Origin of the sequence: Pseudomonas sp. Sample_14, from assembly GCF_004307515.1 — a bacterium.
Lineage (GTDB): Bacteria > Pseudomonadota > Gammaproteobacteria > Pseudomonadales > Pseudomonadaceae > Aquipseudomonas > Aquipseudomonas atacamensis.
This window is the reverse complement of record NZ_RCOC01000086.1, coordinates 47373-71623: the sequence shown is the minus strand read 5'-3', so window position 1 is coordinate 71623 and position 24251 is coordinate 47373. Positions and strand designations below refer to the sequence as shown.

At 60.0% G+C, this 24251-nt stretch carries 26 protein-coding genes; 15 read left to right on the top strand and 11 right to left on the bottom strand.

Annotation, left to right across the window (positions count from 1 at the left end):
• The first annotated feature begins 288 nt into the window (after positions 1 to 288).
• Entirely contained in the window at positions 289 to 843 is a 555-nt protein-coding gene (locus tag D8U61_RS20395) for an RNA polymerase factor sigma-70 (RefSeq protein ID WP_008088195.1), read from the top strand.
• Between the two features lie 136 nt (positions 844 to 979).
• On the opposite strand, the gene D8U61_RS20390 is transcribed toward D8U61_RS20395, so the two are convergent.
• From D8U61_RS20390 to D8U61_RS20380, 3 genes are all read right to left on the bottom strand, one after another.
• Positions 980 to 1993 (bottom strand): GNAT family N-acetyltransferase, encoded by a 1014-nt coding sequence (locus D8U61_RS20390; RefSeq protein ID WP_123443506.1) that lies wholly within the window; start codon positions 1991 to 1993, stop codon positions 980 to 982.
• Between the two features lie 85 nt (positions 1994 to 2078).
• Positions 2079 to 2876, bottom strand: coding sequence for a transporter substrate-binding domain-containing protein (locus tag D8U61_RS20385; protein ID WP_130927534.1), 798 nt, complete (start codon positions 2874 to 2876; stop codon positions 2079 to 2081).
• A 93-nt stretch (positions 2877 to 2969) separates the two neighbouring features.
• Positions 2970 to 3593 (bottom strand): TetR/AcrR family transcriptional regulator, encoded by a 624-nt coding sequence (locus D8U61_RS20380; protein ID WP_016770820.1) that lies wholly within the window; start codon positions 3591 to 3593, stop codon positions 2970 to 2972.
• 184 nt (positions 3594 to 3777) lie between these two features.
• Here D8U61_RS20380 and D8U61_RS20375 point away from each other — a divergent pair, with 184 nt between their 5' ends.
• From D8U61_RS20375 to D8U61_RS20340, 8 genes are all read left to right on the top strand, one after another.
• A complete protein-coding gene (locus D8U61_RS20375; protein WP_130927533.1) occupies positions 3778 to 5562 on the top strand; it encodes an acyclic terpene utilization AtuA family protein in 1785 nt (594 codons plus the stop codon).
• A 12-nt stretch (positions 5563 to 5574) separates the two neighbouring features.
• A complete protein-coding gene (locus tag D8U61_RS20370; protein WP_130927532.1) occupies positions 5575 to 6459 on the top strand; it encodes an SDR family oxidoreductase in 885 nt (294 codons plus the stop codon).
• A 3-nt stretch (positions 6460 to 6462) separates the two neighbouring features.
• On the top strand, positions 6463 to 8079 hold the full coding sequence (atuC, locus tag D8U61_RS20365; protein WP_130927531.1) for a geranyl-CoA carboxylase subunit beta: 1617 nt from the start codon (positions 6463 to 6465) through the stop codon (positions 8077 to 8079).
• Positions 8080 to 8109: 30 nt separating this feature from the next.
• Positions 8110 to 9267 (top strand): citronellyl-CoA dehydrogenase, encoded by a 1158-nt coding sequence (gene atuD / locus D8U61_RS20360; protein WP_130927530.1) that lies wholly within the window; start codon positions 8110 to 8112, stop codon positions 9265 to 9267.
• A complete protein-coding gene (locus D8U61_RS20355; protein WP_130887924.1) occupies positions 9264 to 10061 on the top strand; it encodes an enoyl-CoA hydratase-related protein in 798 nt (265 codons plus the stop codon). The genes atuD and D8U61_RS20355 overlap by 4 nt, the downstream gene beginning before the upstream one ends.
• A 112-nt stretch (positions 10062 to 10173) precedes the next feature.
• Positions 10174 to 12135 (top strand): acetyl/propionyl/methylcrotonyl-CoA carboxylase subunit alpha, encoded by a 1962-nt coding sequence (locus tag D8U61_RS20350; RefSeq protein WP_130887923.1) that lies wholly within the window; start codon positions 10174 to 10176, stop codon positions 12133 to 12135.
• A gap of 70 nt (positions 12136 to 12205) precedes the next feature.
• Positions 12206 to 12748: an exonuclease domain-containing protein gene (locus tag D8U61_RS20345; protein ID WP_024013686.1), complete on the top strand. Its 543-nt coding sequence runs from the start codon at positions 12206 to 12208 to the stop codon at positions 12746 to 12748.
• Between the two features lie 71 nt (positions 12749 to 12819).
• Positions 12820 to 13104 (top strand): pyrimidine/purine nucleoside phosphorylase, encoded by a 285-nt coding sequence (locus D8U61_RS20340; RefSeq protein WP_024013687.1) that lies wholly within the window; start codon positions 12820 to 12822, stop codon positions 13102 to 13104.
• A gap of 72 nt (positions 13105 to 13176) precedes the next feature.
• On the opposite strand, the gene D8U61_RS20335 is transcribed toward D8U61_RS20340, so the two are convergent.
• Together D8U61_RS20335 and D8U61_RS20330 are read right to left on the bottom strand one after the other, a co-directional pair.
• Positions 13177 to 13983 carry an MOSC domain-containing protein gene (locus D8U61_RS20335; protein ID WP_125926329.1) on the bottom strand — a complete coding sequence of 269 codons (807 nt, stop codon included), beginning with the start codon at positions 13981 to 13983 and terminating at the stop codon, positions 13177 to 13179.
• 191 nt (positions 13984 to 14174) lie between these two features.
• Positions 14175 to 15110: a chemotaxis protein CheV gene (locus tag D8U61_RS20330; RefSeq protein WP_016770829.1), complete on the bottom strand. Its 936-nt coding sequence runs from the start codon at positions 15108 to 15110 to the stop codon at positions 14175 to 14177.
• Between the two features lie 454 nt (positions 15111 to 15564).
• Here D8U61_RS20330 and D8U61_RS20325 point away from each other — a divergent pair, with 454 nt between their 5' ends.
• The 3 genes from D8U61_RS20325 to D8U61_RS20315 all read left to right on the top strand — a co-directional run bounded on the left by D8U61_RS20325 (position 15565) and on the right by D8U61_RS20315 (position 18049).
• Positions 15565 to 16035, top strand: a complete 471-nt coding sequence (locus tag D8U61_RS20325) for a hypothetical protein (RefSeq protein WP_110601741.1) — start codon at positions 15565 to 15567, stop codon at positions 16033 to 16035.
• A gap of 464 nt (positions 16036 to 16499) precedes the next feature.
• Entirely contained in the window at positions 16500 to 17393 is an 894-nt protein-coding gene (locus D8U61_RS20320) for a sensor histidine kinase (RefSeq protein WP_123443514.1), read from the top strand.
• Complete coding sequence (locus D8U61_RS20315; RefSeq protein ID WP_041478445.1) at positions 17390 to 18049, top strand: response regulator transcription factor; 660 nt, start codon at positions 17390 to 17392, stop codon at positions 18047 to 18049. Before D8U61_RS20320 ends, D8U61_RS20315 begins: the two co-directional genes overlap by 4 nt.
• On the opposite strand, the gene yegS is transcribed toward D8U61_RS20315, so the two are convergent.
• Positions 18033 to 18950, bottom strand: coding sequence for a lipid kinase YegS (yegS, locus tag D8U61_RS20310; RefSeq protein WP_016770833.1), 918 nt, complete (start codon positions 18948 to 18950; stop codon positions 18033 to 18035). The two genes, D8U61_RS20315 and yegS, sit on opposite strands and share 17 nt — an antisense overlap.
• A gap of 315 nt (positions 18951 to 19265) precedes the next feature.
• On the opposite strand from yegS, the gene D8U61_RS27840 reads away from it, so the two are divergent.
• Positions 19266 to 19574 carry a hypothetical protein gene (locus D8U61_RS27840; RefSeq protein WP_177433352.1) on the top strand — a complete coding sequence of 103 codons (309 nt, stop codon included), beginning with the start codon at positions 19266 to 19268 and terminating at the stop codon, positions 19572 to 19574.
• 59 nt (positions 19575 to 19633) lie between these two features.
• Here D8U61_RS27840 and glp read toward each other — a convergent pair whose 3' ends face one another.
• Together glp and moaB are read right to left on the bottom strand one after the other, a co-directional pair.
• On the bottom strand, positions 19634 to 20860 hold the full coding sequence (gene glp, locus D8U61_RS20300; RefSeq protein ID WP_130927529.1) for a gephyrin-like molybdotransferase Glp: 1227 nt from the start codon (positions 20858 to 20860) through the stop codon (positions 19634 to 19636).
• Complete coding sequence (gene moaB / locus D8U61_RS20295; protein ID WP_016770598.1) at positions 20844 to 21383, bottom strand: molybdenum cofactor biosynthesis protein B; 540 nt, start codon at positions 21381 to 21383, stop codon at positions 20844 to 20846. The genes glp and moaB overlap by 17 nt, the downstream gene beginning before the upstream one ends.
• An 80-nt stretch (positions 21384 to 21463) precedes the next feature.
• Here moaB and mobA point away from each other — a divergent pair, with 80 nt between their 5' ends.
• Both mobA and D8U61_RS20285 read left to right on the top strand, forming a co-directional pair.
• Positions 21464 to 22066, top strand: a complete 603-nt coding sequence (mobA, locus tag D8U61_RS20290) for a molybdenum cofactor guanylyltransferase MobA (protein ID WP_125926331.1) — start codon at positions 21464 to 21466, stop codon at positions 22064 to 22066.
• Positions 22067 to 22144: 78 nt separating this feature from the next.
• Positions 22145 to 22366: a YgdI/YgdR family lipoprotein gene (locus D8U61_RS20285; RefSeq protein WP_016770600.1), complete on the top strand. Its 222-nt coding sequence runs from the start codon at positions 22145 to 22147 to the stop codon at positions 22364 to 22366.
• 82 nt (positions 22367 to 22448) lie between these two features.
• Here D8U61_RS20285 and D8U61_RS20280 read toward each other — a convergent pair whose 3' ends face one another.
• The 3 genes from D8U61_RS20280 to D8U61_RS20270 form a co-directional block, all read right to left on the bottom strand.
• A complete protein-coding gene (locus D8U61_RS20280) occupies positions 22449 to 23339 on the bottom strand; it encodes a pseudouridine synthase (RefSeq protein WP_130927528.1) in 891 nt (296 codons plus the stop codon).
• 70 nt (positions 23340 to 23409) lie between these two features.
• On the bottom strand, positions 23410 to 23727 hold the full coding sequence (locus D8U61_RS20275) for a hypothetical protein (RefSeq protein WP_016770837.1): 318 nt from the start codon (positions 23725 to 23727) through the stop codon (positions 23410 to 23412).
• 109 nt (positions 23728 to 23836) lie between these two features.
• Entirely contained in the window at positions 23837 to 24076 is a 240-nt protein-coding gene (locus D8U61_RS20270; protein ID WP_024013696.1) for a glutaredoxin family protein, read from the bottom strand.
• Positions 24077 to 24251 lie beyond the last annotated feature (175 nt).

The following is a 24251-nucleotide window of genomic DNA, read 5'->3' as shown; positions in this document are numbered from 1 at the left end:
GTGCCGACCGCGCAAGGCATCGGAATGCGCTGAGGCCGGGGATCTACACCCGGGCCATTCACCAATGAGAACGGATGGAGTGGGGAAATAATTAGTCGGCAGGCGCGACGTCCAGCGGGGCCGGGGTGCGACGGCGTGTCGCAGTTGGCAAAACACATCGCCTTACAGCAATACCTCTCTTTCTCATTTGACAATCATTATCATTCAACATAATTTGTCGCTCGATGTGTAGGACGGCGCCGTCCCCCGAGGCCCTCCCACTAACCTATTGGCAGCAAGGTGATTTCCATGACGGAACAAGTATCCACAAGCAGGTGCGATTCACCGCTACTTCAGGCATTCGTCGACAATCGACTGATTCTGGTCAAGATTGCAGCCCGCATTACCGGTTGCAGGTCTCGTGCCGAAGATGTGGTTCAGGATGCGTTTTTCCGACTGCAATCGGCGCCGCCGATCACGTCGTCGATCAAGGCTCAGCTGAGCTACCTGTTCCAGATCGTGCGCAACCTCGCCATCGATCACTACCGCAAGCAGGCGCTCGAACAGAAATACTCAGGCCCGGAAGAGGAAGGCTTGAACGTGGTGATTCAGGGCGCTTCGCCGGAAACTTCGCACATCAACTTCTCGACCCTCGAACACATCGCCGATGCGCTGACCGAACTGCCCAGCCGCACCCGTTATGCCTTCGAGATGTACCGCTTGCACGGCGTGCCGCAGAAAGACATCGCCAAGGAACTGGGCGTATCGCCCACTCTGGTCAACTTCATGATTCGTGATGCGCTGGTGCACTGCCGCAAGGTCTCGGGCAGTCGGCGGGATGCGGTGATTGCGGGGCGCCGTTAGGATCCGGATTTTGCGTCAAGCCATTCGCGAGCAGGCTCGCTCCCACACTGGATTTGTGTCGTTCATCAAACCCTGTGGGAGCGAGCCTGCTCGCGAAAGCGACCTCAGTTTCAAACGAAACCCGAGGCCGAACGCATCAGGCCAGGCTGCACCGATCAAAAAACCGCTCCCGCCCCAGAATCATCAATGCCGCACGCTTGTGCGGGAAATCGAATTCCTTCTCGCAGTGAAAGCATTGGTTGTGCATATGCCCGATCATCTTCGCGTTGTCGGCACGCGGTTCGGCGACCACGCGCTGGGTCCGTGGATCATCGAGAAACAGGTAATGCACCAGCGCCGATAACCAACTCGCCACTTTATGCGGGCCGCGATGACTTTCCTCGCCGACCAGCATGTGAATGCCACGGTCGTAATCGCCGGCATCGTAGAACGGCGCGATGCGATCTTCCTTGGCCCAGTAGGCTTCGAAATAAGCGAACGGCTGATCATCGAAACAGCCGATCAGCGTCAGCGTGTGCGGATCGGCATCGAGCTTGTTGAGATAGTCGCGATGCTGCTCAAGGCTGCCCTCCTCCTGCCAGAAACTCGCCACGCGCGGGCTGTTCTGCCAGCGATTGAAGCGCGACAGATCTTCCTCGATTTCCAGCGTTCGCAAGGAAATCCAAGCGCCGAGCCGCGCATCGAAACGCCGATAGACTTCACCACGCGGCTTCACCGGTCGCAGCGGATGGCGCTTGCCATGGCTGATGACCATTTGCTGCGGATAGCTGCCGGTCAGTGAAGTGCCCAGCCACGGCTGCGGCAGTTGCCAGAACAGCGTGCGCTCGCAGCGATACTCACCGGCGACTTCGGTATTGATCAGCAGACCACTGCGCAAGGCTTCGGTCGGTGGCTGATCGAGTTGCCAGGTCAATTGCTGGCACGCCGGGTCACGGGCGAACAACCAATAACAGGCGGCCCACAAGGCTTGCCCGGGCGGCAGGGAAAAACGTTCATCAAGCTGAATCGGGCCATTGGCCTCGCGGTCCAGGCGCAGCCGAATCAGCGGTTGCCCGTCCAGGCTCAGGCTCAAGCGGCTCTCGGTAGCATCAGCGATCAAGCGACTGCCCGAGGGCAACGCCAGGGCAGTCAGGTCATTCAGATTGGACATGGGTAGGGCTCACGTAATCGTCGACAGTTCAACGAAGTGACGTGAGCCGGGAAGGGAAATTTAAGCGCGGGACGAAAACAGCGCTTCAGTGATGCGGCACGGGCACTACGGCAATCTTGTAAGGCTCGAAAATCTTCAGCAATTCGCCATTGTCACGCAGACGCTGCAACAGATTGCCGAAGGCGTCGCCGGTGATCGGAGCGCTTGGCCGCAGAATCGCGTAATGGTGATAGATCTGATCGGTACGCTGCGACGCCAACAGCTCATCGCGGACCTTCTCGTTGCGCAGCAGGTAATCGAACAGATAGGAACGGGTCACCAGGGCAATGTCGGCGCGCCCGCGCAGGACCATCAGCAGGTTGCTGTCGTGGGAATAGGTCAGCGTGGCGTTGTAGTTGTGCGCGAGGTATTTCGGGTCGGCGTTGAAGTTGGCAAATTCGTAGTGATAACCGCTGAACAGCGCCAGACGTTTGCCTGACAGGCTCGAGAAGTAGTTTTGCTGGCGGCCGTCCTCGCGTTGCGCGACGAAAATCTCGGCGTCTTCCAGGCCCATGTCGACGTCGTCGTGGGGAATGTCCTTCCAGCCCCACTCGGGGTTCTCGAAGATCGCCATATCGATGCGGCCCTGCTTGAAATCACCGAAGCGGCGCGGGATCGACGTCGGCACCAGGACGAACTGATAGTCGCTCTGCGAGCGGTTCAACGCCTCGATCAATTGCGGCAACAGGCCGGTGTCGGCGCCGTTTTCCGGGCGAATCGTGTAGGGCGGGAAATGCGCGGCGCCGACCCGGACCAATTGCGCTGACTGAACGGGCAATACCCATAACGCAGCCAGCGCAGCGAGCATCAGCCCGGCGGCTGTCCGAATTGGCGAAGACTTCAAAACACCCCACTCCCCGAAAAAAATAGCGATCAATGCATTCAAGCTAGGCGGTTTCGCCGACTTAGCCAGTTTGTCGGCCGGTCCGACAACCGTTCAACGCGCTTCGAGGACCAGAATCAGCGCTTCATCGGCGAGCTGATCGAGGCTCAAACTGCCGCCGGCACGGAACCAGGTGGTGGTCCAGGACAGTGCGCCGGTAAGGAAACGTCGGGTAATAAAAACGTCGCCGCGAATATAGCCGGCGTCCTTGGCTTCGCCCAGAACCTGCAGCCAGATGTCTTCATAAACATCACGCAAAGCGAGGACTTTAGCCTGGCCGTCTTCGGACAATGAGCGCCATTCGTACACCAGCACCGCCATCGCCTCGCCACTGCCGCCCATGATCGACTGCAATTCGCAGCGAATCAGCGCCAGCACTTTCTCGCGCACGTCACCGGCTTCGGCCAGGGCTGCGCGCATCAGCGCGGTGTTGTAGCGGATGGTTTCCTCCATCACCGCGCGGAGAATTTCATCCTTGCTTTTGAAGTGATGAAAAATACTGCCCGACTGGATGCCCACAGCGCTGGCCAGATCACGCACCGTGGTGCGCTCGTAGCCTTTGTTGCGAAACAGGTGAGCCGCCACTTGCAGCAACTTGCCGCGGGCGCTGTCCGGGTCGGTCAACTGGCCTTGGTCGACCAGTTCGCGCATGACCCGCAGGGCTTTTTGCTCGTCCACCCGTTCTCTCCTACAGTCGATCAGTGTGTTGCCCCCTGTAACCGCAGGGTTGCGCGCAATTTAAGCCGCGCGCGGGCACCAAGCAAGCGCTTGGGCAGAAGAATGTTTCGCCTGTTTACAAACCAAGCGCTTGCTTGGTAGCCTCCAGACACTTCTGTCGCAGGTCCCTGAGTCGGAGATAAAAATGCCAACCACCGTGCGAATCGGCTGCGCCAGTGCTTTTTGGGGCGACACTTCCACTGCTGCCGCCCAGCTTGTCTCCGGCGGAAACCTGGATTATCTGGTGTTCGATTATCTGGCCGAGATCACCATGTCGCTGATGGCCGGCGCGCGCCTGAAAGACCCGCAGGCCGGGTTCGCGGGTGACTTCGTTGAAGTGCTGGCGCCGCTGCTGACGCAACTGGCCGAACAGAACATCCGCGTGATCAGCAATGCCGGCGGGGTCAATCCGCAGGCTTGCGCGGCGGCCCTGCAAGCGGCCTGTGACCAGGCTGGGGTCCAGCTGAAGATCGCCGTGTTGCTCGGCGACGACTTGCAAGGACAGCTCAAAAACCCCGCCGATATCCGCGAAATGTTCAGCGGCGCGCCGCTTCCGCGCATGTGCGTGTCGACCAACGCCTACCTCGGCGCGCCGGGAATTGTCGAAGCGTTGCGCCTGGGTGCCGACATTGTCATCACCGGCCGGGTGGTCGACAGCGCCGTAGTCAGCGCGGCGCTGGTCCACGAATTTGGCTGGTCTTGGCATGACTACGACAAACTCGCCCAGGCCGCGCTGGCCGGGCACATCATCGAATGCGGCGCGCAGTGCACCGGCGGTAATTTCACCGACTGGCGCGAGGTGCCGGATTACGAGCACATCGGTTTTCCGATCGTCGAGGTCAGCGCCGATGGCCAGTTCCTCGTCAGCAAATCCGAAGGCTCCGGCGGCTTGGTCACGCCGCTGACCGTCGGCGAGCAGATGCTCTACGAAATCGGCGATCCGCAGGCCTATCTGTTACCCGATGTGATCTGCGATTTCACTCAGGTCAAACTTCAGCAACAAGGCAAAAACGTCGTGCAGGTGCACGGTGCCAAAGGCCTGCCGCCCAGCGACAAATACAAGGTCAGCGCCACGTACCCGGACGGTTTTCGCTGCACCGCCAGTTGCCTGATGGCCGGCATCGACGCGGTGGACAAGGCGCGGCGGGTCAGTCAGGCGATCATCGACAAGACCGCCGAGATGTTCAGCCTGCGCGGCTGGGCGCCGTACAGCGAAATCCATGTCGAACTGCTCGGCAGCGAAGCCACCTACGGCCCACACGGCCAACGCCGCGACAGCCGTGAAGTGGTGATCAAAATCGCCGTACGCCATCCTGACAAACGCGCGCTGGTGCTGTTTTCCAAAGAGATCGCCCAGGCCGCGACCGGTATGGCGCCCGGTTTGACCGGCATCGTCGGCGGACGTCCGACCGTGTACCCAGTCATCCGCTTGTTCTCGTTCCTCGTCGATAAAAGCGCCTGCGACCTGCAAGTCGACATCGCAGGCGAACGTCATCCGTGCGCCCTCCCCGACCCAGTGGCCCTCGACAGCGCCGATTTGCCGCTCGCTCATCAGCCACCCAGACCCCAGGGCCGCGCCGATGCCAGTGTGCCGCTGGTGAAACTGGCGGTGGCGCGCTCCGGCGACAAGGGCAACCACAGCAATATCGGCGTGATGCCGCGCCATCCCGATTACCTGCCATGGATCGCCGAAGCGCTGACCCCCTCGGTGGTGGTCGACTGGATGCGCCACGTCCTCGATCCGGTGCTCGGGCGTGTCGAACGCTGGTATCTGCCCGGCACCCACAGCCTCAACTTTCTTTTGGAAAACGCCCTCGGCGGTGGCGGTGTCGCCAGTCTGCGCATCGACCCGCAAGGCAAAGCTTTCGCCCAGCAACTATTGGAAATCCAGATCCCGGTGCCGCAGAGCATCGCCGAACAGCTCGACTAGAGGATGGTGTGCATGGCTTACGCGTCGATTTTTCGCGCCGATCTGTTCAGCGGCCAGAACCTGATTGTCACCGGTGGCGGCAGCGGCATCGGTCGCTGCACCGCCCATGAACTGGCGGCCCTCGGCGCCAATGTGCTGCTGGTCGGGCGCAAGCCGGAAAAGCTCGAAAAAGTCGCCGCCGAAATCGCCGAGGACGGCGGCCGCGCGCACTGGAAGGCCTGCGATATCCGCGATGAAGAAGCGGTCAAGCAACTGGTCAAAGAGCTGATCGCCGAACACGGGCCGATCCACGGCCTGGTCAATAATGCCGGCGGCCAATACCCGTCGCCCTTGGCCTCGATCAATCAGAAGGGCTTCGAAACCGTGCTGCGGACCAATCTGGTCGGCGGTTTTCTGATGGCCCGGGAAGTGTTCAACCAGTCGATGAGCAAACACGGCGGCAGCATCGTCAACATGCTTGCCGATATGTGGGGCGGCATGCCCGGCATGGGCCACTCGGGCGCCGCGCGTTCAGGCATGGACAACTTCACCAAGACTGCTGCGTTCGAGTGGGGTTACGCCGGGGTCCGGGTCAACGCGGTGGCGCCGGGCTGGATCGCCTCCAGCGGCATGGACACTTACGAGGGCGCATTCAAAGCGGTGATTCCGACCCTGCGCGAGCATGTGCCGCTCAAGCGTATCGGCACCGAATCGGAAGTCAGTGCGGCAATCGTGTTCCTGCTCAGCCCGGCGGCGGCATTCATCAGCGGCACTACGGTGAAAATCGACGGCGCCGCCAGCCTCGGCAGTCGCGCCTGGCCGCTGCACAAGGCCAGCCACAGCGAATCGTTCAATGGTTTTCACCGCGCGTATTTACCAGAAGTGTTGCGTCCCGACATGCTCAAGGACAAGGAATAAGCCATGGCGCAGATTCAGTCGCAACTCGATCCGCACAGCGAAGCGTTCGCGCGCAACCGCGCGGCCCTGCTCGCCGCCATCGAGCAGGTGCAGCAGCTCGAACAGAACCTGTTGAACAAGGCCGCCGAAGCCAAAGACAAATTCAGCAAACGCGGGCAACTGTTGCCCCGCGAGCGCCTGAACCTGCTGCTCGACCCCGGCGCGCCGTTCCTCGAACTGGCCAGCCTCGCCGGCTATAAATTGCACGACGACAAGGACGGCAGTTCGGCCGGTGGCGGGCTGATTGCCGGCATCGGTTACGTCTGCGGCATCCGCGCGATGGTGGTCGCCAACAACAGCGCGATCAAGGGCGGCACGATCTCGCCGAGCGGCCTGAAAAAATCCCTGCGCCTGCAACAGATCGCGCGGGAAAACAAACTTCCGATGATCACCCTCGCCGAAAGCGGCGGTGCCAATCTCAACTACGCGGCGGAGATTTTTGTCGAAGGCGCGCGCAGTTTCGCCAATCAGGCGCGCATGTCAGCGATGGGTTTGCCGCAGATCACCGTGGTACACGGCTCGGCCACCGCAGGCGGCGCCTATCAACCGGGGTTATCGGATTACGTGGTGGTGGTGCGCGGCAAGGCCAAGCTGTTTCTCGCCGGCCCGCCATTGCTCAAAGCGGCGACCGGCGAAGTGGCCACCGATGAAGAACTCGGTGGCGCCGAAATGCACGCGCAGGTCGCGGGCACTGCCGAATATCTCGCCGAAAACGACGCTGACGGCATACGCCAGGTCCGCGAGATCATGCGCATGCTGCCCTGGAACGAGCAGTTGCCCTGGCTGCCGCAGCCGCAATTCAAAGAACCGCTCTACCCCATCGACGAACTGCTCGGGCTGATTCCGGACGATGCAAAAAAGCCCTACGACGTGCGCGAAATCATCGCGCGGATTGCTGACGAGTCGGACTTTCTCGAATTCAAAGGCGAGTTCGATCAGCAAACCCTTTGCGGCCAACTGAAAATCCAGGGCCGCGCCTGCGGCTTCATCGGCAACAACGGCCCGATCACCCCGCAAGGTGCGAGCAAGGCGGCGCAGTTCATCCAGTTGTGCGACCAGAGCCAGACGCCGCTGCTGTTTTTCCACAACACCACGGGTTTCATGGTCGGCACCGAATCGGAACAGCAAGGGGTGATCAAGCACGGCTCGAAACTGATTCAAGCGGTGGCCAACGCACGGGTGCCTAAACTGACCATCGTCGTCGGCGGTTCTTACGGCGCCGGCAACTACGCCATGTGTGGGCGCGGGCTCGATCCGCGCTTCATCTTCGCCTGGCCCAACAGCCGCACGGCAGTGATGGGCGGCGCACAGGCCGGCAAGGTCTTGCGCATCGTTACCGAAGCCAAACAGCTCAAGGACGGCATCGAGCCCGATCCGAAAATGCTCGACATGCTCGAACAGATGACCGCGCAGAAACTCGACAGCCAGTCCACCGCACTGTACGGCAGCGCCAACCTGTGGGACGACGGCCTGATCGACCCGCGCGACACCCGCACCCTGCTTGGCTACTTGCTGGATATTTGCCACGAAGCCGACAGGCGTACGCTGCAACCCAACAGCTTCGGCGTCAGCCGCTTCTGACCGCCACGGATCCTACGGAGAACAACAACAATGATCTTCACCCCGGAACACGAAGCCCTGCGCCGTACCGTCCGCCAGTTCGTCACGCACGAGATCAACCCGCACGTCGAAGAGTGGGAAAAGGCCGGACGTTTTCCCATCCATGAGATTTTCCGCAAGGCCGGTGAGCTGGGCCTGCTGGGCATTTCCAAGCCGGAAAAATTCGGCGGCATGGGCCTCGACTACAGCTATTCGATCGTCGCCGCCGAAGAGTTCGGCACCATTCATTGCGGCGGGATTCCGATGTCGATCGGCGTGCAGACCGACATGTGCACACCCGCCCTCGCCCGCTTCGGCTCCGATGAATTGCGCGAAGAATTCCTCCGGCCGGCCATCACGGGCGAACAGGTCGGCTGCATCGGCGTTTCCGAAGTCGGCGCCGGCTCCGATGTCGCCGGACTGAAAACCACGGCACGCAAGGACGGCGATGACTACGTGATCAACGGCAGCAAAATGTGGATCACCAACTCGCCGAGCGCCGATTTCATCTGCCTGCTGGCCAACACTTCGGACGACAAGCCGCACATCAATAAGTCGCTGATCATGGTGCCGATGATCACCCCGGGGATCAGCCTCAGTTCACACCTGGACAAGCTCGGCATGCGCAGCTCGGAAACCGCGCAGGTGTTCTTCGACAACGTGCGCGTGCCCCAGCGCAATCGCATCGGCCATGAAGGCGCCGGGTTCATGATGCAGATGCTGCAGTTCCAGGAAGAACGCCTGTTCGGCGCGGCAAACATGATCAAGGGCCTGGAATATTGCATCGACAGCACCATCGAGTACTGCAAGGAGCGCAAGACCTTCGGTAATGCGCTGATCGATAACCAAGTGATCCACTTCCGCCTCGCCGAATTGCAGACCGAAATCGAATGCCTGCGCGCCCTGGTCTATCAGGCCACCGAGCAGTACATCAAAGGCCAGGACGTCACGCGCCTGGCGTCGATGGCCAAGCTCAAGGCCGGACGCCTCGGCCGTGAAGTCAGCGACAGCTGCCTGCAATATTGGGGCGGCATGGGCTTCATGTGGGACAACCCAGTGGCCCGCGCCTATCGCGATGTGCGCCTGGTGTCGATTGGCGGCGGCGCCGACGAAATCATGCTGGGGATCATCTGCAAACTGATGGGCATCCTGCCGGGGAAAAAGAAATGAGCCGCCTGCCCGATTGCCAGACGCTGTTGCTGGAACTGCATGGCGGCGTGCTGCACATCACCCTCAACCGCCCGGACAGCCGCAACGCGATGAGCCTGCAAATGGTCGACGAACTGCGCGCGGTGCTGACGGCGGTGCACGATGACCGCACAGTGCGGGCCTTAGTGCTCAGCGGTGCCGGCGGGCACTTCTGCGCCGGTGGCGACATCAAGGACATGGCCAGCGCACGGGTTCGAGGGGCGGACGCTTACCGCGAGTTGAACCGGGCGTTCGGTGCGTTGCTGGAACAAGCCCAACACACGCCGCAAGTGCTGATCACTGTGCTGCAAGGCGCCGTGCTTGGCGGCGGCTTCGGCTTGGCTTGCGTCAGCGATGTTGCGATTAGCGATCACAAGGCGCAGTTCGGCTTGCCGGAAACCAGCCTCGGCCTGATCCCGGCGCAAATCGCACCATTTGTGGTGCAACGGATCGGCTTGACCGAAACCCGGCGACTGGCGCTGACGGCGGCGCGTTTCGATGGCGCCGAGGCGCAGCGATTGGGCCTGGTGCATTTCGTTGAACAGGATGCGCAGGCGTTGGCCGAGCGACTGGATGAGGTTTTGCAACAGGTGCTGCGCTGCGCGCCGGAAGCGAATGCGATGACCAAGAAATTGCTGTTGGCGAGTGCCGGGCAGCCGTCGAGTGAGTTGCTTGATGAGGCGGCGCAGTGGTTCGGCGCGGCAGTGACCGGAGAGGAAGGAATCGAGGGGACTATGGCTTTTATGCAGAAACGCAAACCTCGGTGGGTCAGCTAAAAGCTTCGCGAGCAGGCTCGCTCCCACAGGTTGAAATGCATTCCAAATGTGGGAGCGAGCCTGCTCGCGATGAGGCCATCCCATTCACCGCTATCATTTCAGGAACCCCACCATGCCCACCCTCCACAAAATCCTGATCGCCAACCGCGGTGAAATCGCCTGCCGCATCCAGCGCACGGCCCAGGGGCTGGGTTATCGCACCGTTGCCGTTTTCAGCGACGCCGACGCCGATGCGCTACACGTGCAAATGGCCGACCAAGCCGTGCGTATCGGCCCGGCGCCGGTGCAGCAGTCCTACCTCAACATTGCGGCGATCCTCGACGCCGCCCGCCGCAGCGGCGCCGACGCGATTCACCCGGGCTACGGCTTCCTCTCGGAAAACGCCGATTTCGCTCGCGCCTGCGCCGAAGCCGGGCTGATTTTCATCGGCCCCAGCGCCGAAGCGATCGAACTGATGGGCAGCAAACGCCTGTCGAAAATCGCCATGCTCGACGCGGGCGTGCCGTGCATTGCCGGCTATCAAGGCGCAGCGCAGGACGACGCGACGCTGCTGGCCGAAGCCGAGCGCATCGGCTATCCGCTGATGATCAAGGCCAGCGCCGGCGGCGGTGGACGTGGCATGCGCCTGGTGCACGAGGCCAGCGAACTGGCGGCGCAACTGCGCACCGCGCGGTCCGAAGCAATGAACGGTTTCGGCAGCGACGAGTTGATTCTCGAACAGGCATTGATCGAACCGCGCCACGTCGAAGTGCAGCTATTCGGCGACCAGCAGGGCAATCTGGTCTACCTCGGCGAACGCGATTGCTCGATCCAGCGCCGCCATCAGAAAGTCATCGAAGAAGCGCCGTGCCCGGTGATGACCGCCGAGCTGCGCCAAGCCATGGGCGAAGCGGCGCTCAAGGCAGGGCGCGCGGTGGATTATGTCGGCGCCGGCACCGTAGAGTTCCTCCTCGACGCGCGCGGCCAGTTCTACTTTCTGGAGATGAACACCCGTCTGCAGGTCGAGCATCCGGTGACGGAATTGATCACCGGGCTGGATCTGGTCGCATGGCAGTTGCTGGTTGCCGAGGGCCAGCCGCTACCGCTGACGCAGGAGCAGATCCGTCTCGACGGTCACGCCATGGAAGTGCGCCTCTACGCTGAAGATCCCGCTGCGGATTTTCTTCCGCTAACCGGCCGAATTGCCGCATGGCAACCGGCTTCGGATCACGGTGCGCGCATCGACCACGGTCTGCTTGAAGGTCAGTCGGTCAGCCCGTTCTACGACCCGCTGCTGGGCAAACTGATCGCCCACGGCGCAACCCGCGAAGAGGCGCGGCGCAAATTGTTGCGGGCGGTGCAGGACACGGTGCTGCTTGGCGTGCAAAGCAACCAACGCTTGCTCGAAGGCCTGCTGCAACATCCGCAGTTCATCAGTGGCGATTTCAGCACCGCCTTCATCCAAGAACATTTTTCCAGCCATGCCAGCCTCATCACTTATGTGCCGACAACGGCGCAACTGGCGATTGCCGTGGTGTTGTTCTATCAGGCCAGCGCCCTGCCCCATCGCGCCCCATTGAATGGCTGGCGCAACAACGCCAGCGTGCCGTTGCACTATCGACTGGGCAGTGACGAGCAGGACTGGACGCTGGCGGTGCTGGCGCGCAAACCCGGCGAGTTGGTCGTGCAGGCTGGCGAAAGCACTGTGGCGGTGAAAATCATTGAGCACGCCGCGCAATCGATCACCATCGAAGTCGACGGTCTGCGCCAATGTCACGCCTATCGTCTGCACGATCGGCAGCTGTGGCTGTTCACCCATCCGGGCAGCCTGCGCCTGGAGGATCGAACTCATGCGCCGATCGACAGTCAGACCAGCGTCGCCTCCGGCATCCTGAAAGCCCCGATGGACGGTGCCATTGTCGACGTGCTGGTCAGCGAGGGCAGTACGGTCAGCAAGGGTCAATTGCTGGTGGTACTGGAGGCAATGAAAATGGAGCATCCGTTGAAGGCCGGCATCGATGGCGTGCTCAAACGGGTGCAAGTGAAGGTCGGCGATCAGGTAAAAAATCGTCAGGTTCTGTTGCAGGTCGAGTAGTCGCCCGGGCACAAGCGCGGGGTTTGACTACGCTCTGATAAATCAGAACGCGGAAATCAGGAACCCTGCGATGCCCCATTGGCTGGTCATAGATCTGGAAGCCACCACAGACGAGGGTGGCTGGCCGGTCACGGAAATGGAAATTATCGAGATCGGTGCGACCCTGGTCGACCGCGCCGGGCGCGAGCAGGATCACTTCCAGCGCTTCGTCAAACCGACCCGCCGGCCATTGCTGACGCCATTCTGTCGGGAGCTGACACACATCACTCAGGCCAACATCGATTCGGCGCAACCGCTGAGCGAAGTCTGGCCGGCCTTTGAGCGTTGGCTGGCGCAGCATCAGGCTCGCCTTGAAGGCTGGGCCAGTTGGGGCGGTTACGATCGCCAGCAGTTGCTCCAGGAGTGGCAGCGCCTGAACATCGACAGCGGCCTGAGCAAAGTCCCGCACATGAACCTCAAACAGCGCTTCGCCAAGGCTCGGCGCCTGGAACGACCGCTGGGGCTCAACGGCGCGTTGCAACTGGCGGGCATGCAGTTCAACGGCCAACAACATCGCGCGCTGGAAGATGCCCGCAATACTGCACGGTTATTGCCGCTGGTCCTGCCGCTTTAGACGCGTGACGGCGCGAAAAGCCTTGTGCATACTGGCCGCCCCCTTTTAAGCCCTTTTCGAGGAATCCGCCCATGTTTAAAGTCAACGAGTACTTCGACGGCACCGTCAAGTCGATCGCCTTTGGCACCGCTGAAGGTCCGGCGACCATTGGCGTCATGGCCCCGGGCGAATACGAATTCGGCACCAGCCAGCGCGAGATCATGCATGTGGTTTCCGGCGCGCTGAGCGTAAAACTGCCAGACAGCAGCGACTGGGAAACCTTCGCCGCCGGCAGCCAGTTCAACGTTCCGGCCAACAGCAAGTTCCAACTGAAAGTCGAAGTGGATACCGCTTACCTGTGCGAATACCGCGGCTGATCCCGCCGGTTTCACCGCGCAAAAAAATGCCCGCGTCCAAAAGACCCGGGCATTTTTCGTTTCAGGGAAAGTCTATTCGAGAATTTCCACCGGCATGCCGACTTCCAGGCGGCCGTTGCCGTCATTGACCAGATTCTGCCCGAACATTGCGCCATCGGCGGTGCTGCGGTGTTTCTGCAACGTCGCGAACGGCTCACGATCGGTGCTGCGCTCACCGGTTTGCGGGTCGACGGTGGTCATGATGCAACGCGCACATGGCTTGACCACGCGGAATTCGATATCGCCGATGCGAATGCGTTTCCATTGGTCCTCGGCGTAAGGCGCGCTGCCTTCGATGACCAGATTCGGACGGAAGCGCAGCATCTCCAGCTCTCGCCCTACCGTTTCCGAGAGCGCCAGCCGCGAGGCTTCGCCGATCAGCAGCAATGGATAACCGTCGGCGAACGCCACTTGATCGTCATCCTTGCCGAAACCCGACTGCGTGGTGCGTGCCCGCTCGAGCGGCATTTGCACCAGACGTGTCGGCTTGCCGAGGAAGTCGCTGACAAACCGCGCGGCTTGATCACCGGCGTCCGGCACCCGCAGGGTGTCACGCCAGATCGTCACACCGCGCAGCTCGGCGTCGGCAGCGGGCAGCGCGACTTCGATAGATCCCTGCTCGGGAGCGCTGAGGGTCAGACCGCCGCTGGCATTCCACAAAGCAGACAACTGACTCATCTTCGCTTCGGCACGCTGGGTCAGAAAGCGCCCGCTGGCCTCGTCCACCAGCATCCAGCGTCGGTCGCCCGCCAGCCCGAGCTTGTCCAGCTCGATGCTTTGCAGGATTTCGCCCTTGCCGGATTTCAACGGGTAACGATAAAGCGCGCTCAGACGCAGCATGGCCAGCTTCCTTGGAGGAAAAACGCCACCCTATACGAGCTTCAATACCGAATCAAAGCCGTCATTAATGTAAATACACTTCTGTGGGAGCGAGCCTGCTCGCGAAGAGGCCGGCACATTCACCATCAATGTGTCCGACCCTGCGCTTTCGCGAGCAGGCTCGCTCCCACAGGAAGCAAGATGTGCGTGTTTCAGGCCGGCACGGCGTCGAGCATCAGACGCTGGCGTACCACATCAACCAGTTTGTCCGGCTGGAATTTGGAGAGGAAGTTGTCGCAACCGACCTTCTTCACCATCGAGTCGTTGAAACTGCCGGATAGCGAGGTGTGCAGTACGACGTACAGGCCACGCAGGCGAGGGTCGTTGCGAATTTCAGTGGTCAGGCGATAGCCGTCCATTTCCGGCATTTCCGCATCGGTGAAGATCATCAGTAGTTTGTCGGTCATGTGCACGCCGGTATCGGCCCAGGCCTTGAGCATGTTCAAGGCTTTCAGACCGTCGCTGGCAATGTGCATCTTCACCCCGAGCTGGCCGAGGGTATCGCGCAATTGCGATAGCGCTACGTTGGAGTCGTCCACCAGCAACACTTCGCGGCCACGGGCGCGCTCCAGTACCGGGTCGTCGAGTTTCTCGCGCGAGACCTTGGCGTTGTACGGGACGATTTCAGCGAGGACTTTCTCGACGTCGATGATCTCCACCAGTTGATCGTCGACCTTGCTGATCGCGGTCAGATAATGCTGGCGGCCAGCACTGGTCGGCGGCGGCAGAATGGCTTCCCAGTTCATGTTGACGATGCGGTCGACACCGCCGACGAGGAAGGCCTGCACCGAACGGTTGTATTCGGTGACGATGATCGTGCTGTTCGGGCCCGGCACCAGTGGGCGCATACCGATTGCCTGGGACAGGTCGATCACCGGCAGGGTCTGCCCGCGCAGATTGACCACGCCGCAGACGAAAGGATGACGCTGCGGCATCAGGGTCAGCTTGGGCAGTTGCAGCACTTCCTGAACCTTGAACACGTTGATCGCGAACAGCTGGCGTCCGGCCAGGCGAAACATGAGGATTTCCAGGCGATTCTCACCCACCAGTTGCGTGCGTTGGTCTACCGTGTCGAGAATGCCGGCCATCAATGACTCCTGGGCTTGTTCTGATGAATTCACTATGGGGGTTTATCGGCTGCATTCAGCTAATCTTGATTGCTGTAAAGCGCGCCGCTAAAAATGCCATAAACGGCCATTGATGTCACACTGACATCATGCTTTACTGGCAATCGTGATTTCATCTGCTAGATTCATTGCGGCGCGACCTCGGTTTGCACGTTAGGTTCCCGCGCCTAAGGGATTCCCCTAGGATCAATCAGGCCCAACCTGATATTCGCCATTTCCAATAGCCATTACTGTGACGCCATTCTCATTGCATGAACGGAGTCAGGCTATTGTGTGCGATCGCAATTCAGTGGCAACCCACCCTCTGGAACCCCTCGGTCAGTGCACCTGCACCGCCGGGCGCGATCTGCCGACGATTCACGATCGTCGCCACACACGGCCATCCGTCAACCAACACGACGTGGTGGAGATGAACATGCCAATCGACCGTAAAGACTGGGCGCAACGCTTCCCCGAATTTCTGGTCGAGGCCGAAACGCTTCTCGCCAAGTCCGAAGAATGCCTGAGCCATCTGCAACTGATCAGCAATGACAAGGATGCCATCGACTGCATGCTCGGCACTCTGCTGAAGCTTGCTGGCCGCGCCGAAGCCTTGGCACTGGAAGCAATCTCCGAGTTTTCCCTGCACATCTACAGTCTGCTGAATCTGACCCAGGATCGCGTCGACCTGCACGAACAGGCCCTCGATGCCTTGCGAGACTGTTTCACCCTGATGGCATGGCAGCTTGAGCTGGTCGATCATAAAACCGGACAACTGAGCCTTGATGGCAGCGAGCAGACAGCCCTGCTTGAGGCCTTCGCGGCACAAATGGGCCAGGACACGTTCGAACCGAAGATGATGAGCAAACGTTTGCTCTCTGGGTCTCTGATAGCTCACCAGGCTTGAGAAAACCGGCCGCGAAACTGTCGTAATTGAATAGTGCATACCTGCCAGCGACAATCCGGGGCAAATAATCTGCCCGACCAACGGCTGATTTCCAGACGCCGCCATCAGGGTTTTCCCTGTGTGTTCCCCGAGACACTTCCAGGCAAAATCGAAGTCGTCCAACTACAAGAATTCCAACTTTTTCCAATATGGAACTTGCGTCCACGATCCGGTATTTCCTGACTGAATGGACATATATAGCGACCGCGACCAACGGTATGTTAAGTGGTATTATGCCGCCGGTTAATTACCTGTCGTTTAATGGCACAGTGACTCCAGCGTTTCATTAGCAATGTTATTGCCGGTCAATGATTGCTTAACGAATGCGGTATGAATCAATAACATAATTGACAGTATTTCCACACAGAGATCCGCCAGTCACCGGTCGGTCTGCCCGCAGCGAACATCCATTGGCTCCATCCGTTATGTACGCCAGTCTCAAGTCACTTATTACATGGCCACCCTCGCGGGAAAACGCCCGGCGCTTCACACTAGTGCTGTGTGTTCTGGCGACTATTGGCAGTCTGCTGGCCTATGTTTTTTCCGCGCACATTCCACTGGGGTTGCTGGCACTCGACATCGCCGCCACCGCGTGCGTCTGGGTGCAATATCGCTTGTCGCGCAAATCGATCAAGTTTCAGCCACAAGAGCTGGCTGATCGACTGCTGCAAGTCCAGGAAAACGAACGACATCGCCTCAGCCGTGAATTGCACGACGATATCGGCCAGTTGCTCACCGCCGCGAAGCTGCAAAGTGACTGGCTCAAACGCCGCCTGCCGGAAGATCTGCAGGAACAATGCAAGGTCCTCTGCGACACGCTGGATGAAACCCTGACCAAGGTGCGTGACGTCTCGGCGATTCTCAATCCACGTCAATTGACCAGCCTGGGCCTCGAAGCCAGCCTGCGTGCGCACTTGCTCAAGACACTGGCCAACACGCCGGTCAACTGGAGTCTCGATTGCCAGCAACGGCTCAACGGCATCCCCGAGGAAATGGCCGTCGCGGCGTTTCGCATTGCCCAGGAAGCCGTGACCAACATCCTCCGGCACGCACAGGCAAAAAACCTGTTGATTCGGGTACAGCGATTGCCGCAAGGTCTGACGCTGTTGATCAGTGATGACGGCCTGGGTTTTGCCCCGGCGGCCGACCCGGCCAGAGAAGGCCAACGCGGCATGGCCGGAATGGCCGAGCGCATCGAACAGTTGGGCGGCACATTGAGCGTTATCAGCGAGCCGGGCAAAGGCACTCGAATCGAAGCACTATTCCCGTGGGCGCCTCGGGCACTCGAACGGGCCAGTACGAATAAGGTTATGCGTTGACTTGTAACTTACTTCTGGTGGATGACCACTCGCTGATCAGAGCCGGCGTGCGCGCTCTGGTACTGGATATTCCCGGTTACGCGGTAATCGGCGAAGCCAGTGATGGTTCACAATTGCTTGAAATGGTCGAGCAATTGAGCCCAGACATCGTATTGCTGGATATCTCGATGAGGGAAACCGGTGGCCTGGAAGCCCTGCAACGGCTCAAGCGCGTTCGGCCGCAGAGCAAAGTGCTGATCCTGTCGATGCACACCGATCCGGCGCTGATCATGCAGGCGCTGGAATCCGGTGCCCATGGCTACCTGCTCAAGGACACCACGGCCACCGAGCTCGAGCACGCGCTGGAAGCCCTGCGCAACAACGAACGCTACCTCAGCCCGGCCATCGCTCATACGGTGATCAATCAGGCACTGACGCGAAACCAGAAAAGCCAGCCGGACATCGCCGATTCGCACAATCTGACCGCGCGCCAGCTGGAAATCCTTCGCCTGATCGTGCGCGGCAAATCGACCCGGGAAATTGCCAACGGCCTGGGCTTAAGCGTCAAGACCGTCGAAACCCACCGCGCACAGATCATGAAGCGCCTGCAAATCTACGACGTGGCGGGCCTGGTACTGTTCGCTGTGCGTGAACAGATCATCAGCCTTGATGACTGATTGACGGTTGTTGGCCCAATAACGGCGAGTCCTTCGGCAGATGCACCTGCAACGCTGCAGGTTTCGCAACAAATCGCAGACTGTCGCCTTCCAGCGGCTCGCCATCGAGATTGATGCTCAGCCCTTCGGCGACCTTGATCTCGACCCACGGCAATCGCGCCCGCACAAACATATTGTCGAGGCCGAAGCCCTCGCTCAGCAGATTCTTCAGCGTGCCGACCAGCTCCTGCGGTGCCGGCAAAATGCTGATGTCCAGCAAACCATCGTCGACTCGCGCCTCGGGGCACAGCACATGGCCGCCGCCCGCCTGCCGTCCGTTGCCGATTCCCAGTGCAAGCAGTTCACCCTGCCAATGAAAATCCGGGCCTTGCAACTCGCCGTAAGCGGCATGCAGTTCGCTGAACCGGGTCAGGCCGGTAAATAGATAAGCGGCGCCGCCCAAGACCTTTTTCAGGTCTTCCGAAGTATTGGCGGTCACCTGGCTACCGAATCCGCCGGTCGCCATGTTCAGGAAAATCTGCCCGCCCACCTCGCCCAGATCGATATCCGAGGGCTGAACATCCAGTAGCTCAAGGGCTTCGGCCGGCTCCAGGGAAATACCGGCGGCACGGGAAAAATCGTTGGCGGTGCCCAGCGGCAGGAGGACGAGACTGGCTTTTTGCGGATGCTGCGCCAGCGCCTCGGCAATATCGCGCAACGTGCCATCACCGCCACCGGCGATGATTTTGCTGTAGCCGGCCGCCAACGCTTCCTCAACCAGACGCTGGGCGTCGCCAGCCTCCCACGTCACTCGCACAGCCAGTTCCCAGCCTTGCTCACGCTTGGCTTCGACGGCAGCGCGGACATCTTCGTTGAGTGCCTGTTTGCCATGCAAGATCAGCAGTGCCCGGCGTTCACTCATAACGTCACTCCAAGAATTGAAATCGATTGAAACATCTTGACCACTGCGCGCGTTAAAAAAGCCGCAGGGATGGCAATTAATTGCTTTTCAAACGGCCAGCGTCCTACACAGCGGTATTTTTTCGTACGGAACAAGAGGAATCGGCTTAATTGACCCCGTCCGATCATTGGGTCACCGTGTGCCGGCAGCACCAACTTTCAACTCAATAACACAAGGATGTGCCGGTAATGAACGGATACCCCGCGATTCATTTCCATGAATCGAGCAATGGAATAATCAGCAAGCGTGCAGTTGCTACGACCAGCGAGTACTTCCATGCGCAACCATGAAACCAAGGCACCGGTGACCCCGGTCGCCGCTCTCGCCGAAAGTCGTGCCAGCAAGAAACCAGACTTCTGTAACAGCGCCAAGACCCCTGGAGAGTTTGATATGGAACCCCGAGTCAGCGAGCTGGAGACTCACTTCAAATACATGCGCCGCGACATGGACGAAGTGCTCAATGATGTGCGGACGATCAAACACCGTCTGGCGTATTCGGCGGGTGCTACCGCTGTCATCCTTGGTCTGCTGGGATGGGTGGCCAACAGCCGATTCGACCAGTTGGTGACGTTGATCAGCAACTGACCGAATCAATCGTTGCACGCGCCGTGCTTACCCGCCGACGCGTGCATGGGCAAGACCGGCTACCCCAGCAGGTCACTGAGGGGAATGAAGCTCACTTCATCACCCTCGCTCAGCGTGCGGCCCTCTCGGACTTCCACCAACCCGTCGGCCCACGCGGCGCTGCGCAGCACACCCGAACTCTGGTTGCGGTAAATGATTGCGCGCCCCTGCTCCAAACGTCCGCGCAAATATTCACGACGGTTGCCGGCCACCGGCCAGACAAAGCCTGCTGGCACTGCAAACTTGAGTGGTTCGACGGCTTGCACACCCAGGCGACGCAAAAGATAAGGCCGCGTCAGCAGGGCGAACGTCACCAGCGTCGAGGCGGGATTGCCGGGCAGGCCAATCACCGGCACGTTGCGAAAATGGCCGAAGGTCAACGGCTTCCCGGGCTTGATGGCCAGCTTCCACAGGGCCAACTCGCCTTCTTCACGCAGGGCAATGCCGAGGAAATCCGCCTCACCGACCGAGACACCGCCGGTAGACAGAATCAGATCGACATTTTGTAGCTCGCCCAACCGCGCCCGCGTGGTGGGCAGATCGTCCGGGAGAATTCCGCCATCAATCACTTCACAACCCAGACGCTGCAGCCAGCTGCACAAAAGCACGCGGTTGCTGTTATAGATCTGGCCCGGACCCAATGCCTGACCGGGTTCAACCAGCTCGTCGCCGGTGGACAAAACAGCGACGCGAGGTTTGCGCACGACATTGAGGCCGGCACAGCCAAGCGAAGCAGCCAAGCCTTGCTCAATCGGTCCGAGCCGGGTTCCAGCTTGCAGTACCAATTCGCCGACCGTGGTTTCCTGCCCTTGCGGACGAATGTTCTGCCCGGCCTTCAAAGGCTCAAGAAAGCGCACTCGGCCGTCGGCCTGAACTTCGGCGTTTTCCTGCATCTCGACACAGTCAGCGCCCGGCGGCAGCGGTGCCCCGGTAAAGATGCGTGCGCAGGTACCAGGCTCCAACGGCTGCGGAGATTGCCCGGCGAAGACCTTTTGACTGACCGGCAGCGGCTCGCCCTGCCAATCCGCCAGGTTCAAGGCGTAGCCGTCCATGGCGCTGTTCGGCCATGGCGGCAGATCCAGCGTCGAGATCAGATCTTCCGCCAGCACCCGCCCTTCGACTTGAGCCAGCGGCAAGTGCTCGCGCTCGACAATGCGCGACGCATCGGCCATGGCCAGCAAACGCTCGAGCGCCGTTTCGACAGGCAGCAAACTGCCGGTCTTGCCCGGCTTACCCACGGGATTCACAAGGCGCCGCCTGCTTCAGATGGGTGACGAAGTTGCAGGGACGATGACGGGCGTCCAGTTGCTCAGCGAGAATGCCGTCCCAACCGGTGCGCACTGCATTGGTCGAACCCGGCAGGCAGCAAACCAGCGTGCCGTTGGCCAGACCAGCCAAGGCCCGGGACTGCACAGTCGAAGTGCCGATATCGGCCACGGATATCTGGCGGAACAGTTCGCCGAATCCGTCGACCTGTTTGTCGAGCAGGCATGCCACCGCTTCCGGTGTGCTGTCACGCCCGGTGAAGCCAGTGCCGCCGGTGATCAGCACAACCTGAACCACATCGTCGGCAATCCAGTTGGCGACTTGCGCACGGATTTTGTAGAGATCATCTTTAAGCAAAACCCGCTCGGCCAGCGCGTGACCGGCCGCGATCAAGCGATCAACGAAGACCTGGCCGGAGGTATCGGTTTCCAGGGTTCGGGTGTCGCTGACAGTCAGCACCGCAATATTGAGCGGCACGAAAGGTACATCAGCCTTGGCTTTCATAGGCTCTTCCAGTTGTAGGGGAAACAGCCCGGTGTTATATCACAGCGGCTCATTTTTCCGCCGCCCTCTGGAGAGTCGTCATGCCGTCGAACAGTCAATTGTCGCCCTGCTCCGTCCTGCTTCTGGCCGGTGGACGCGGCCAGCGCATGGGCGGTCAGGACAAGGGGCTTATCGAGTGGCTGGGCGAGCCTTTGATCGCGCATTTGCAGCGCAAGGTACGGCCGTTGACCGACGATCTGATCATCTCCTGCAACCGCAATCGCGAGCGTTATGCCGGGTTTGCCGATCAGTTGGTGATGGATGATGAAGGCGATTTCCCCGGGCCGCTGGCCGGTATTCGTGCCGGGCTGAAAGCGGCGCGCCATGCGCATCTGCTGGTGTTGCCATGTGATGTGCCGCGAATCGACGAGGCCTTGCTCGAAGACATGCTGATTACTGCCAATCTGCAACGTGAAAAACCTTTAATGCTGCGCCACGGCGAGCATTGGGAACCGCTGCTGTGCGTGATTCCCGTGGCGCTGTTGCCGGCATTCGAAGCAGCCTGGAATGCAGGCGAGCGCAGCCCGGGGCGGGTAATGCGCAGCCTCGGCGCCGTCGCATTGCAATGCCCTGACAACGACCCGCGACTGGCCAATCTCAACACCCCCGAATTGTTACATCTGCACAACACTGTGTCAGACTGACACTATCCAAGGAACTCTCACGCCTTGTTTACGTCTCAAGCTCAGTAACCAGAAGATTTCCCATTCGGAGACACACTCATGACTCAACGGACCCTCGCCACTTTCATGCTCGCACTGGGCCTGGCAACCCTCGCAGGTTGCTCCTCGCCAACAGTGATCACCTTGAATGACGGTCGCGAAATCCAGGCCGTCGACACCCCGAAATACGATGATGATTCGGGCTTCTACGAGTTCCAGCAGCTGGACGGCAAAGAGACCCGCATCAACAAGGATCAGGTTCGTACCGTTAAAGAGCTGTAAGGCTCCGCGTCGTTACCGGATACAGAAAAGCCCGCATTGTCATGCGGGCTTTTTCATGGGCACTCGGAAAGCAGTTTCAGCATTACCACTGCAAGGTGATTTGACTCTCGAACTCCCGCAACTCACCGGTCACCGGGTCGATGAAGCGCAGGCCTTGCGCAAGCAGCTTCAACGGGTTGGCGTAATCGTCCTCGACATCTTTCAACACAGTCGGATAAAACGGATCGTTGCAGATACTCGCTCCCAGCGACGTCATGTGCACACGCAACTGATGCTTCTTGCCCGTCACGGGATACAGGCCATAGCGCCACAGATCACCATTTTTCTCACGCACCTCGACCGCCGTTTCGGTATTGCTGGCGCCAGGCCCCTCTTGCATGCGGAAGAACGGCTCGCCATCCACCAGGCGGCTCTTGTGCACCAGAGGGAAATTCAGCTCGGGCAACGCCGGGGCAATCGCTTCGTAGCGCTTGTCGATCTGCCGGGTCGGAAACAACGACTGATAGGCCGAGCGGGTCTGCGGATTGGCCGAAAAGATCACCAGCCCCGCCGTATGCCGATCGATGCGGTGCAGCGGCACCAGATGCGAATTGTCCAGCCGACGGATCAGCCGCCGCAGCAGGGTTTGTTCGACATATTCCCCGGCCGGGGTGACTGGCAGAAAGTGAGGTTTGTCGGCCACCACCAAGTGTTCATCGGCATAGAGAATCGACTCGAGAACCGGGATCGGCTTCTCGTCCGGCACTTCGCGAAAGTAGTGAATGCGCAGACCCTCCCTGTACGGCAAGTCCAGCGCAATTGGCTGGCCATGCGCATCCAGCACCCGTCCGCGAGCAATCCGGTCAAGCCACTGTTCGCGGCCGATGGCACTGAAGTGCTCGCACAGGCAATCGAGTACCGTCAGCCAGGAACCGGGCGGCAAGTACAAGGTGCTGGCCTGATTGTGCGCAGCGGAAAATACGGGACTGGACATACGAAACAGAATTCCTCAATGCAAGCCGGCATTATCCAACAGTGAGGCAAAGCCACCTAGCGCAGTTTGATCAGGCCGGAATCGACTTGAGGGCCGCCGCTTCGGTGAACTCCTTCAGCCAGCGCAACACATCGACCGCTTCCCAACGCCCTGGATCGTACAACGCGTATAACAGTCCCTGATAACCGACCACATCCAGCTGCTTGTGATAACCGGCGCGTTGAAAAAGGGCTTCGATTTCGGCAAAGCAGGTATTGAAATGCAGCTTGTTGAATGGCGTCTTGCCTTCCGTGACCAGCCCGTCCAGGCGCAATTCGAGGACGGCCTCGCGCACCACGTCCACCGACATCCGGTTAACGCTGCTCTTCAACTGTTCGACATTGACCACGGTTCATCCCTCTGACTCGATTGCTGTATGGACATACAGTAACCGAAGAACTCAGCGAGCGCCAACGCAAGGATGTATCGCTGCGACCAGCGGAAGGATCAAGGCAAAATCAACAGCCTAAAAATGCCACTACCTGGTCGCCACTGAACGGCCAATCCAGCTCAGCGCCAGTGTCGACCCGCCGCAGTACCGGGATGCGCAAGCTGTATTTTTCGAACCACGATTCGTCTTCGGTGATGTCCACCAATTCAACCAGCAGACCATGCTCGACGAAGGGCATCAGCTCGGCTTCGGCAACTTCACACAGATGACACCCGAGGGTGCCGAACAGCTGACATTCTGGAGACATGACGGCATTACCGGAAAACAAGTGAGCCCATTCTAGGACGCCACTAAACCCTCGTCGACCCGGCGCCGCCCAAAGGACCCAGCGCTCCCGGGGCAAAATCCTGACGCAAATCATTCAGCGCAAATTGCAAATGCGTCATCCTCGCGGACTTTTTGCCTCTACGCTTCAGAGGCCA